General features: G+C 46.6%; 8 protein-coding genes. All 8 read right to left on the bottom strand.

Annotated elements, in window-relative coordinates; translation table 11 throughout:
• Positions 1–12 precede the first annotated feature (12 nt).
• Positions 13–1050: a hypothetical protein gene (locus OEY58_14890; GenBank protein ID MDH5326741.1), complete on the bottom strand. Its 1038-nt coding sequence runs from the start codon at positions 1048–1050 to the stop codon at positions 13–15.
• A gap of 61 nt (positions 1051–1111) precedes the next feature.
• Positions 1112–1621 (bottom strand): cytochrome c, encoded by a 510-nt coding sequence (locus OEY58_14885; GenBank protein ID MDH5326740.1) that lies wholly within the window; start codon positions 1619–1621, stop codon positions 1112–1114.
• Positions 1618–2145 (bottom strand): DUF3341 domain-containing protein, encoded by a 528-nt coding sequence (locus tag OEY58_14880; protein ID MDH5326739.1) that lies wholly within the window; start codon positions 2143–2145, stop codon positions 1618–1620. The genes OEY58_14885 and OEY58_14880 overlap by 4 nt, the downstream gene beginning before the upstream one ends.
• Before the next feature lie 2 nt (positions 2146–2147).
• Entirely contained in the window at positions 2148–3566 is a 1419-nt protein-coding gene (nrfD, locus tag OEY58_14875; GenBank protein ID MDH5326738.1) for a polysulfide reductase NrfD, read from the bottom strand.
• Positions 3567–3611: 45 nt separating this feature from the next.
• On the bottom strand, positions 3612–4445 hold the full coding sequence (locus tag OEY58_14870; protein ID MDH5326737.1) for a 4Fe-4S dicluster domain-containing protein: 834 nt from the start codon (positions 4443–4445) through the stop codon (positions 3612–3614).
• Between the two features lie 3 nt (positions 4446–4448).
• Positions 4449–6659, bottom strand: a complete 2211-nt coding sequence (locus OEY58_14865) for a molybdopterin-dependent oxidoreductase (protein MDH5326736.1) — start codon at positions 6657–6659, stop codon at positions 4449–4451.
• Positions 6660–6735: 76 nt separating this feature from the next.
• Positions 6736–7254, bottom strand: a complete 519-nt coding sequence (locus tag OEY58_14860; protein MDH5326735.1) for a cytochrome c family protein — start codon at positions 7252–7254, stop codon at positions 6736–6738.
• Positions 7255–9070: 1816 nt separating this feature from the next.
• Entirely contained in the window at positions 9071–12151 is a 3081-nt protein-coding gene (locus OEY58_14855; GenBank protein MDH5326734.1) for a fused MFS/spermidine synthase, read from the bottom strand.
• Positions 12152–12789 lie beyond the last annotated feature (638 nt).

Here is a 12789-nt window from a genome sequence, read left to right as displayed (position 1 = left end):
TTGAGTGCTCGGTCAGGCTCTAATAAGACCGTAACGGTTTAATGCCCATTTAACCGAGACATAACCTGCCGCGGCGATAACCACTGTTACTATGATATCCATAATGGAAGTCATGGGAATGTGGTAGAACTTAGGATCCACCGAGCCGGAAATCCAAGTATAACGCTCCAGCCATGTACCCACCAACAATCCGGTGGCAACCATCACGATCACGTAGGGGTTATGACGATTATCGGTCCATGTAGCAAAGGTGACAAAAGGAATAATGAACTTCAGTGCCAGAAAGGTCCACCAAATTGGCGCCAAGTCATTTTGCATCATGGAATGGAAGCGAGTCATTTCCTCCGGTAGACGTCCGTACCACATAATCAAATACTGGGTGAAGTAGAAATACGTCCACAGTATGGTGAAAGCCAGCATCATTTGCGCTAAAAAGTTAAACACAAAAGGCTCTATGGGACGGTTCATTTTTCCGGACCGTTTGAGGAAAAACAGCATGATGGCAAAAAACGCCAGAAAAGCATGAAACATACTCACGAACTGATAGACACCGTAACTGGCGCTGTGCCAGCCGGGAATCATTGTCATTTCAAAATCCCACGCTACCATGGTGCCGTAAAGCACATACACACCCGGTATGGTCAACGCAATATTACGAAACTTGCGATGAACTTCATAGGAGTCAGTGGTGCTGGTCAAATATTGATACTTGATAAACAGTGCGAAGAAACCCGCCACTGCCAAAAAGCCCAAAATTTGTCGCGCCACTAAGAACGTATAATTGTGCCATCCATTGAGATGGTGTTCCCCGCCGCCATCATGATGCCCCAACCATTGAAATGTGTTTTCACCGCCGATCAATAAAACAATCAGCAGAATAAATGCCAAGGGAAACAAGGCGGCCAAAGCCACGGCGTAGTACCGGACTTGAAAGCGCCATTTGCCGTTGACCAAATGAAGGATCGCCGCAAATGTTACACCCGCCAGTGCCAGATACAGCACGACTAAAAAGTTTGTGGTCAATATCGACCAACTACCAAAACCTTCCATTGATCCTCTACCCCTATTTTTCTGAATTTAAATGAACTGCCAAGTACATATCCGGCCCCGTCTATTTTTCCTGCCGCAAGGCATTCTTAAGGTAATTCACCACATGCCAACGCTCTTCCACCGACAAATCGTTGGAGCCGCCTTCTTCGGTAACCACACCATAAGCAGGCATGATCACGCTACCAAAGGTGATAGTGCCCCAGAGTCGGCCATCACTGTACTGCTGGATATAATCCTGGGTTAAATCCGCTGCACCAAGTAACACCCCCGCCGGTGCATCACCCTTACCGGTAAGTCCGTGACACGCCGCACAATAGATACGAAACAGCGTTCGGCCTTTTTTCAGTGAGGCCTCACCGACCGCAATGGGATTAGCCAGCGTTTCTGCTTCATCCCGATTTTTCACCTTGGTAGGTATTCCCATCACCGGAACGGAACGTTTTGGAAATGGCCGCATTTGGCCTTCCTGGGGTTTAATGCTGGGCTGATTCATCATGTCGGTAGACCATGGCCACGCAAACACCACAGACGGCAACATCGCAGCCGCGAAAACAAGACTAAACTTCTTCATTCCAACACCCCTTCACGAATTTCCACCGCCTTATGCTTATTAAACAAATCCTTCAACGGTTGCAGCTTGTCCTCGTCCACTTCCAACAGGACGCCTATCTGATCCAAACTTACATTTTCACTGTAGAGGGGATGACGTTTCTTAAACAAACCCGATAGAAACAGGAATGAAAAGAATGTAATCCACACACCAAAGAAAATCAGCATCTCATACATCAAGACAAAATTGGATGGTAAAGGGATAACCGGTTTCCCTCCCTGAGGCTGAACCAAAAAAGTGGCTTGAGCACCAGAGAGAAAGAAAAACCCAAAGATTAAACCAAACAACGCGCCGAACAGGGTCAGTTTTTGAATATGTACGGGGCGTTCGCCCAATACTTCTTCAATCTCCGGATGTTCAATGGGTGACTTTAAAGTAACGTCATCCACACCGATTCCAGGAACCGCCGCATGGCGTATATCGGAAATTGCTCCAAAAGCCTCTTCGAAGTCACTAAACAAGGCCATTACACTATGCCGTTTCATAATTACGCACCCTCCACACCAGGTTCAGATGGTTTTGCATCACTTGCTCTACGATGCAAACTCTTGGCTGCACCCTCATTTACTAAATGTCTGCGACGGTGATAAACCATTTCTTTCACTTCGTACATGGATACGGAGGGAAATACTTTTACAAACACCAGGAACAACAACCCGAACCAACCAAAGCTTCCAAATACGATAGCCCATTCGACAATACTGCCCCACATAACATCCCACTGATGCGGGTTATGCGACATGGACAGGGTAGGCGCTACAATCATCCACCGCTCAAAAAACATACCTACGTTCAATCCCAGGGATACCACGAACATGGTGGGCATGTGACGTCTCAGTTTTTGTACGGCCAGCGCAAACGGTAAGATGGAACCACAGAAAATCATGGTCCAGAATACCCAGGCATAGGGTCCAACCGCCTTGGCAATCAGCAACTCTTTGTTGTAGATATCATGGCCATACCACACAGAAGCGAACTCCACCAGGTTCAGATAAGTCCAAACCATGGCGATCGCAAAAGTCAGCTTACAGGTTTTTTCCATAATCGCTTTGGTCATATACTCCTCAAAGTGGAAGTAATAACGCAACAATACAAACAAGGTGATAATAGCCGCACAACCGGAATACAAAGCACCGGCCACGAAATACGGTGGGAAGGTAGTCACGTGCCAACCGGGCATGATGGACATGGCGAAGTCGGACGATACGATGGAATGCACCGATACAGCCAGAGGAATCAGGAAACACGCCATCAACATATAGGTTTTACGGAAGTTCCGCCATTGCCGGTCAGTACCGCTCCATCCCAATGACAGGGCTGTATACAATTTTTTCTGCCAGCCTTTAGCGTTATCTCGACAAATAGCCAAATCGGGGATCATACCCACAAACAGGAACAACATAGACGCTGACAAATACGTACTGATTGCAAACGCGTCCCATACCAGTGGGGAGCGAAAATTAGGCCAATGCCCCCTGTCGCTGACATACGGTAACACCCAATACATGTTCCACAAACGACCAATGTGAATAATCGGGAAAAAACCTGCCGTCATGAGTGAAAACGTGGTCATGGCCTCGGCAAACCGATAAATAGGCTTACGCCAGTCGGCATGAATAATATGCAATATAGCCGATAGCAAGGTTCCCGAATGGCTCATACCAATCCAGAATACAAAGGAGGCAATATACATATCCCACATGTGTGGGTTATTTAAGTTCGCCGGCCCCATCCCCACCTGATACTGATAAATTTCCGCTACCACTGCACAGGCCAGCATGGCCAGACACACAGCAACCGATATCCAGTACGCCTTGCGAGGATTCTCCATACTGCGCAGGACATCGGCATTAATCTTTGCCCACGCAATTTGTTCATTTATATCTTTTTCGTTAATCATAGACATAACAACAATTCACCATTTTTTGCATTATTGTCGAATTGAAAAAAGTTAGGCTTCTTCCCGCACCCTTTCCAAATACATGATGGAAGGATCCACATTCAGCTCCTCAAAAATCCGGTAGCCGCGTTTTTGCGGTTCGGTTTTATTCTGCTTGTACAGACCCATTTTCACTTCATGTTTTTTCCATAACTGGCTCACCTGACTGTTCTCGTCCATAGAATCACCAAACACTATGGCAGATGTGGGACAGGCTTGAGCACAAGCGGTTTGGAATTCGCCATCAATCACTTTACGGTCTTCCATTTTGGCTTTGTCTTTTGCGGTACGAATACGCTGGATACAGAAAGTGCACTTCTCCATAACGCCCTTGTCGCGTACCGTTAAGTCCGGATTTAACTGCATATGCAGTGGCTCCGGCCAGGAAGACTCGTAGTAGGAATAAAAGTTAAAATAACGCACACGGAACGGACAGTTATTGGAACAATAACGTGAACCGATACAACGATTATAAACTTGTGCATTGAGCCCGTCGGGCGTGTGATAGGTTGCTGCCACAGGACACACCGGCTCACAAGTGGCTGAATTACATTGCTGGCACATCATAGGCAAATAACTGGCACCCTGCTCCGGAAACTCTTTCTCGGATTGATCCCAATAACGTTCGACCCGCAACCAGTGCATAGCCTGACCTTTTTCGAAACGTTCTTTACCTACAACGGCCAGGTTGTTCTCAGCGTAACAAGCTGTGGAACAAGCGTTACAGCCAATACACAAATCCAGGTTAATGGCCATTGCCCATTTATGCTCGTATTTATGGTGCCCACCTTCCTCGGCACCTTTTCTAAATTCCGACCAGTTGTTTAAAACATTGCTCAATGACATCGCTTACACTCCTTCCGTACGTCGGACCTGAGCGACAGGTACGGTAACCACAAACTTACGTCCCATTTGAGTATCGCTGCTTCCCATTTTCACCACCACATCATCATCATTAGTCTTACTAACTTTGACTCGTGTTGCATACATGGCCAACTCTCCGGTTTTGGACTCGGTTTCCGTGGCCAGAATTTTTAAGGGGTTCACCCCAAGACCGGTAGCATAGCGACCGTACTCGGTATGACCCTGCCCCATAGGAATAGCGATGACATCCGGGTGTGTACTTTTCAGCAACACGGCTTTAAGTTTTACTTCACCCTGTTTGGATTGCACCTTAATAATATTTCCGGATTTAATTCCCAGTTTCTTAGCCGTATTGGGGTGCAACTCTGCCCACGAATCCCACACCACTTTACTGATCTGGTCCGGAGCTTCCTGCAACCAAGGAAGATTGGCGTGACGCCCATCCCACAAGCCCAAACGCCCGGAAGGCACTAAGTGCAATGGATATTGAGAATCATCCGCCGATATCGCAGGGGCGCTTAAAGCCACTTTAGCGACACTTAGGGGCTGATCTGTGGTTTCAACGTTAATCACACCATTAGCCAATACATTGTTCCAGGAGTGCTCGTCTGAAGCCGGGTCCGATTTGTAAGACGCAGGCATGCTGCTAAAGGCGTGGCGTAAATACGCATAATAATCTGCGTATTGCCCGTACTCGGCTTGCTTCGCCTGTTTCAACAGAGCAAGCAACACATCTCCCAAGCCTTTGGTGTTTTCATAGAGCTTTTCCATAAGGGGTTGCTGCATACCTATGACATTTTGTTCTGCCTGATGCGAACCAACATGGGTACCCCAGTCTTCCAGATAGGAGGACTCCGGCAGAATCACATCGGCCATTGCCGTGGTCTCGTTGTTAAATTGGCTGATAGCCACTTTTAACCCAACGTTTTTCAACGCCGCTTCCATGCCGACACTGTTGGGCGCACTGTACACGGGATTACTGCCATGAAAAAACACCACGTCCAGCTTGGATGCTTTGGCAGCCTCAGTAAATCTAAGTAAATCCCCGCTATTACCACTGCGCGCTTGTAATTGCGCGAAGGGAAACGCCCCGCCGGATTCGATGGTTTTACCCACGCTGCCCAACAACACGTTCAACACCATAATGGCGGATACTGCAGCGTATCCGTTGGTGTGACCTTCCACCGGCGCTCCCGCCAGAGCCAGCACGTTTTTCTTACGCGCAGCCAAGGCAGCCAATTTCTTAATTTGTTCGGCACTCATTCCCGTCGCCTTTGCAACAGAGGCCACGTCGTTTTGCTTAATCAGAGCTACCGTCTCATCACTCAATGCCGTTGTATCTTTGGAGTAAGTGGTGATTAGCTCATTGGCCAAGGCCAAAGCAATCAAACCTTCACTGCCGGGTTTGGACGGCAACCACCAGTCAGCACTACCGCCGGTCAAAGTCATTTTTGGTTCAATCTGTACCAGCATGCCGCGTTCTTTCTTGGTGCGAAATTTGGCGTATTGAGTGGCAAAGTGCACTGGAGAACTCATCCAGGTTCCCAAAAAGTCAGCACCGAACGACAACACTAAATCCGATTTATCGATGCGTAAATTGGGACTGGCATCACCCAGCATATCTTTACTTACCGCTTGCCATACCGCGGTATTCAACACTTCATGAACAAAATGGTTGTTGGAGCCCAAGGCACCCAGATGATTATCCAGTAAAACCTTTTGATGGCCACTGATGCTTCCGGTAAACCACGCAACCTTCTCGCCGGCGGCTCCCACTTTTTCCTGAATGGTAGCAAATGCCTGATCCCAACTAACCCGTGTTAAACTGCCGTTTTTGCGGATCTGCGGCTCGGTAATTCGGTCAGGATGATAGTGCCCCTGTACACCGGCCTGCCCCATCATGCACAGTTTCCCCTTGTTTAGGGGAGACACCGGATTACCTTCCATTTTCAAAACGCGTCCTTCACGTACGCGACCGTGGGTTCCGCAGGCAGCAGCGCATTGAGTGCAGGTGGATGCATACCATACGCCCACACCCGGTATCACATATTCCTCCGGCATAAGATAAGAAACAACATCTTCCTTACCTTCTTCTAAGGTGACTGTTGTTGGCAGGTCACAACCGCTGAGCGCAGCTCCAGCACCGCCCCAGCCCATCATTTTCAAAAAACTTCTTCGATTGATTGTTCCGCTCATAATATTACCCGTTTAATTCAGTTTCAGGCCCAATCATACCGGCCCTTTCAAATGCCTTTTTAAAACCGCACTCGCTCTATTTGTGACACTTCCAGCAATCGCCGGGGCCACCGTTAGCTTCATGACAGCTTTTACACCAACCCATATTGAGCGGCTTAACTTTTTTGGCGACGGTCATATTTTCAACATCACCGTGACAAAACGCGCACACTTCCTTGACGTTTTCCACGGGGAAATCCCTGTCAAAAACGAATTTCTTTAAATGCTTTTCATGCGTGAAGTGAACAAAGTCCGGAACATCGTGCACCTTTTTCCAGTTCGGTGACTGTTTTTTCGTCCAGTACTCTGTCAGTTTTTGAATGCGTGGTTTATCTGTTGCGATTTGCTTGTGACAACCCATGCATTTGCTGGTGGGAGGAATACCTGCCACCTTACTGCGTCTGGCGTATGTGTGGCAGTACATGCAATTGATTCCGTCTTTTTTAACATGAACGTCATGGGGAAACTCAATAGGCTGAGGGACATCTTCACCATTGTGACTGCCACCCGGAGGTACCGGTTCACCCGCCGATACCACCACTGGCACCAGCCACATCAAACCAAACAAAAATGCGACTGTTAAACCTCTGTGCCCAAACCATCTCAACCGGTCGCAATCGCGCCCAGGATGTAACGGCACCTTTTGTTTAATCAGTCTCCATGAACTATTTGAACGATTGTTTACTGCCATCTCAACCCTCTATTTTTATTAGCATCCAACTCTTCAATTCGTATTAATTTGCACTTTGCGCTACGCGTACCAGCACGATCTCAAACTACAAACTAAACTTGCAAACTTCCCGCACCCGCAGTCCGGGAGGTTTCTCCAGCAACCCTACCGTATCCAACTCGAAGTCAGATCACACTTACAGGACCAGATCACTATGATCAGCCCAAAACCGTACCCTTATGGAAAGCCAAAACCAACCTCTTTAAAAGCGTATTCCTGCTTCGCACATTACCTAAGCGCCAAGCAATACAGGCCACTGGTTTCTCGAAAGGTGTTAAACCCAACGAAAAATCCTGTATTTAAACAAGCTCAAAGATTAGTTATTCATCACTGCTTTTAAGCCATCGTAAATCCGGTTGTGGCCACTAAAGCAATTGATGTTCACAGCACCGCCCGTTTCATTTTTTTCACGCTAACTGCGTAGACCCTGCATTCCCTGCTTCCCCAAACACGAATACCTGTGCAGCACTTCTGCGAGCTCACCATCGTATTATTATTAACAATTCAAGATGGTTTGCTTAAAACGAACCAGTGTGACTTAGAATTTCTCCCCACGTTTTTATTGTATCCAGTAATGTCCTATTGCCTTCACCCGCCCTTTACTTGAACCACTAACATAAGACGTGAAGACCGTCCTCATTGCCGCGCCATCAGAGAGCGACTCTAATAATTCGAATGCGTCTCCATGTTCAGTACGCTTCTGCATATTAGTATATTCTTATTAAAAAAAATTTTATTAAATAAGTCGACTATTTAATAAGCCCAAGATGCTAGACCAATCTCGCATATCATGTCAACGTTTAAAGTCGAACAAACAAGTCCTGTGTATATGGAAAAACGACGATGGGACAAACGACGAATCCACACATCATATTTAGATCTATTTTAAATTAGCGCAGAGCAAGCAAGTAACAGCACTGTTACAAATCTGTAAATCAGAATTTAAGAATTATCTTATTAAGCTTACTAAACGCTTGATGTCATGCCTTATTTAAAAACAGTTCTCTATCTGTAACGTAAACATTAATAAAGCACCAAGCAATCAAGCAATAAAACCCCTTCAGTTTTGGTTCAGCTTACTCTTAACATCTGAGCAAAATTTGAACGATAATAAAGCACAACCCACCACTCTCACAAAACCATTTATACAACGATTCAGCGTGAACACATTTTATCTTTGCAAGTTTTCAGCTGCACAACGATGGTGCTTTAACACTCAGTAACCCCACCGGGTGGCGGGTTACGCTTTACATACTCATTTCATAACGCGCCATTTTAATCCGCGAGACCTACAAGCGTGAACCGTTGCAAAACCGCTAAGGGCCGGAGAAAACAGTGGGAGAGAATAGATACAGGAACACTACCAGACACCATTACCTCACCGTTTAGGAGTGACGTAATTTACAACAACGTAATTTACAACAACGTAATTTACAACAAAGAGTCATCATAGCATTCGGGATAGCATGCGCCATCCCGCAAATCGATCCCGAAGGCGCGAACGCTGAACACCGGCGGTGTTGACCATTACAAATGCGGCAAAAAGAAACAGAGTCCTGAAGGGTCGATATTGACACAAACCGAAGAGGAAATTACAGCCTTGGGGTGGTCGGAACACCACCCTACCAGGGATTGGATTATGCTATTTGAAGTTATTCGCCTGAAGACTGCTTAAGTTTTCGCGCTTTTTGGCAATAAGCGATTTAAGATTTAAGATTTCTTTAGCTTCAGGATTCAACAGAGCAATCTTACCCAAAAGCTGCTCCGCTTCCTGTACGTGCTCATTCTTCAACGCCGTCTCAACATATAGAGATAAACGTTTAACAGTCGCGTCCACTTCCTTTAACATCCGTCGTGAATACAAGGTCACATTGGCTGTATCACCTATGGCAGCAGAATACCGAGCCAACAAACGGTAGTGTGGTATGGTTAACCAGGTATTATCTTTGATTTCCAGCATGCGCTTTCCGGCTTTCAGCAAGTCTTTTCGAGCCAGGGCCTGCAACTGCCAGCTCAACTCATCTGCACTGGTGGTTTTCAAACGCAACAAACGCGTCCATTGTTGCTGTTCATATAAGTACCAGGCACGCATGGCATTGCGAATACCGACATCTTGAATTCGGGCAATAACTTCCAGCGCCTTTTCCACTTTACCGTAATCCGACAACATCATAGCGTATAACCTGAGACTGTCGTCTGACCATTGTTCGTGTTCTGCAAATTGTGATTCCGCTTGCACCAAATCTCCGGTACGCCACACGTTTTCAAACCGCACCGCGCGCGCCAGAATTTCGTCGCGGGAATCCAGCTGTCTGGCCACATGCATTGCCATTTCCGGCTCATTCCAACCATAGACTCTACGGCTAAACGCATAGAGCTTCCGCGTCACATCACCATTCAAATAATCCGCAATTGCCAAGCGATAATGCTCTCTTAAAAACCCATAGGGATCCTCCTCACCTTTGGGTTGTCCATGCAATGCAGACAAACGCACCTCGGAAAAAATATTAATATCGCTGTTAGCCTCCACGCCCGCTGCCGCCTGCAGAGCCTGATCCCGACTTAAGCTGAAATACCAGAACAAATCCTGCGGCTCATAAATTTCTCTAAAATTTAATGCGTCTTTAACCTTGGGCTCCGCCATGCGGTCCGACATACGATCATAATCAAACACAAGTTTGTGTTTGCTACCCAACATAATCAGATCACCGGAACTGATATTGGCGACAACCACCCCGTGTTCAAACACGCCATAAAACGCATTGAATAGGGATTTTAAGGTGGTGGCATCCATATTAAACAGATTCACCCATTGACCGTAAACCCCACCCGGATTCAAGCGGGTTGCCACGATTTGAAAAAACTCTTGGGTAAACACTGTAGACGCACGCGCCAACCAAGGATGTGAGGGTTGAGCCACAATGATGTCATAGCGGTTATTCTCCAAAAGCAGTGTGTTTCGCGCATCATTAAACTCCAACACCACTCGCGGATCTTTCAATGCGGCTATTTCACCTTTGGCAATAAAACGTCCGGCTTCAACAACGGCGGGCTCCAACTCGACGACTTTAATGGACTCCAGTTGAGTCAAGGTCAAAGAACGGGTGGTAATTCCCCCGCCAAACCCCACCACAAAGGCATTCTTAGGGTTTTCCGCCAAAATATACGGCACCAATCCCAGCAAAGTTTCCACCAGCAACACATTGCGCTCATCTTCGGTGTCAATCAGGGATTCGTTCAAGCCATTATTTTGCAACTTCATATGACGCCCATTGTAAGACACCATACTGATGACCCCGGCTTTACCCTCCTTAATATACACCACTTCCGGTGTACGCCCGGAAAGTGCGTCCGTATCATACTTGTATTGCACCGACTTAATGAGTTGTTTATAGCTGATGTGGGGAAACACCCAGTTGGATAACACCAGCAATACGGCGATCACAGGAATGGCATAACGTGGCGCCGCACGGGCAAATGTTGGCACAAATAATAAGGGTATTAGCAATACGAAAATCGCCACTACCGTTAACAAAGCATCCGTACCATACTGCGGTATGATCCAGAATCCGGCCATAACCGAACCAAAAATACTGGCCACGGTATTAACCGCGTAAGCTCGACCAATGCGGGTACGAACACCATGCAAGCTGCCGCAATACAGCTTTAGGTTTAAGGGAAACAAGGCACCGAATATAAAGGTAGGCGGAAACAGTAAAAGAAAAACCAAGGTATATTTCACTGTATTGGCAACCGAGCCCGGCAGATGATTCACCGCACTGTACAAGGGAGGAATCACCGCAAGACCTGCCCGAGTTAACAATAGAGACGCTCCCAAGAGCAGCAAACCCAAGGCCATCCACACATCCGGCCGTTGAATCTTCTCCAAATGCGATCTAATCGCCCAGGATCCCGCCGCAATCCCGATGAGAAACACAGTGAGAATTGCAGCAAAGCCGTAAATCGTTGTTCCGGTAAAAATAGATAGGTATTTGGTCCAACCCACCTCACTGGCAATTGCCACCAAGCCCGTAGCAAATAATACAATCAAGGCACGACCACGAAAGGGAGCTTCCCCACGCGCGTCTTCTTCACCAACATCAGATGGCTTCACTTCCAACGGCGGCAAGCTCAAGGTCCTGTCGAGGTAGATCGCTGCAATGACAATGAGCATATTGATGGAGAATGCGATGTAGACCGCACCATCCAGTCCCCATTTGGGAATAAACACAAACCCCGCCAAAGCTGCACCCAACACCGCTCCGGCTGTATTCAGGCTGTACAACTGGCTCATGCGTAAACCCACCTCGTGATTTCTTCGAATCAGCAAGGAGGCCATCACCGGGAAAGTCGCCCCCATACATATGGTGGGTATGATCAGTAAGGCCATGGTCAAAGCAAACTTGATGGGGATAGTCAAACCCAGTTGCGCCGCAGCCAGATAGGAGTCCAGATTTAGCAAAATGGGTAACAGCGCCAGCCCGGCCAAACCAATTACGACTTCTAAATAAATATAAACTTTCAGGCTATCGATGTTGTTGCGAGTAATACGTTCCGCCAAATAACTGCCCATCGCCAAGCCGAGAAAAAAGGCGGCTAACACAGTACTGATGGAAGCGCTGGTGGAACCCATGCTCAAGCCCAACAAGCGTACCCACGCCACTTGATAGGTTAAACTGGCAATACCTGAAAGTAATAAGAAAGCAGCAGCAATTTTTATCATTATATGAGATACCGGTCGACTGGTTCTAAAGAAAAACACTCATGCCATTATGGCTAAAAAATTTCAAGAAGGCGAAAAAAAACTTTAGAGAAATTGTGAGTTACACAAAATACCTACTTAGTTTTAATTATTTTATACCTATGTATTCCCTATTTTATTTGCACCACAAAAATTGCGCCATTTAGAAAATTGATATTTATCATTAATATTCAAATGCTAACATGATTTTCATATATCATTCTCAAAGCCAGCCTTTTACGTAGACACCTATTTTGAGCGATTCGCATACATTTTATTCATTTTCGCGCAAAATACAGTAACTGCAACGCCAATTCCACTCTAACCGACTAGTTTAATTGGGAATTTATAAACAAGGGATACATTGTTGATCAATAAGTTAACAAACTTAGATATTGAATTTTTCGTTTTGCAAGCCATAATTGCAGCTGTGTGGGTGATTTTTTTTGTAATCCGATAACCTACGTTTCGGTCACCCAAACAAGTTGTACCTTAACTTTTAAACCTTAACATTAACTTAATCAGGAGAAAGACTATGGGTGGAATGGGCGGCGGTATGGGCGGCGGTATGGGCGGCGGCATGGGCGGCGGCATGGGCGGCGGCATGGGCGGCGGCATGG

This window comes from Gammaproteobacteria bacterium, from assembly GCA_029882975.1.
Lineage (GTDB): Bacteria > Pseudomonadota > Gammaproteobacteria > SZUA-152 > SZUA-152 > JAJDNG01.
This window is presented reverse-complemented; position numbering and strand designations above follow the sequence as displayed.

Coding starts and splice junctions, on each gene's coding strand:
- OEY58_14885 (MDH5326740.1), bottom strand. CDS start 1,621: ATGAAGAAGTTTAGTCTTGTTTTCGCGGCTGCGATGTTGCCGTCTGTG.
- OEY58_14880 (MDH5326739.1), bottom strand. CDS start 2,145: ATGAAACGGCATAGTGTAATGGCCTTGTTTAGTGACTTCGAAGAGGCT.
- OEY58_14890 (MDH5326741.1), bottom strand. CDS start 1,050: ATGGAAGGTTTTGGTAGTTGGTCGATATTGACCACAAACTTTTTAGTC.
- OEY58_14865 (MDH5326736.1), bottom strand. CDS start 6,659: ATGAGCGGAACAATCAATCGAAGAAGTTTTTTGAAAATGATGGGCTGG.
- OEY58_14860 (MDH5326735.1), bottom strand. CDS start 7,254: ATGTGGCTGGTGCCAGTGGTGGTATCGGCGGGTGAACCGGTACCTCCG.
- OEY58_14855 (MDH5326734.1), bottom strand. CDS start 12,151: ATGATAAAAATTGCTGCTGCTTTCTTATTACTTTCAGGTATTGCCAGT.
- nrfD (MDH5326738.1), bottom strand. CDS start 3,566: ATGTCTATGATTAACGAAAAAGATATAAATGAACAAATTGCGTGGGCA.
- OEY58_14870 (MDH5326737.1), bottom strand. CDS start 4,445: ATGTCATTGAGCAATGTTTTAAACAACTGGTCGGAATTTAGAAAAGGT.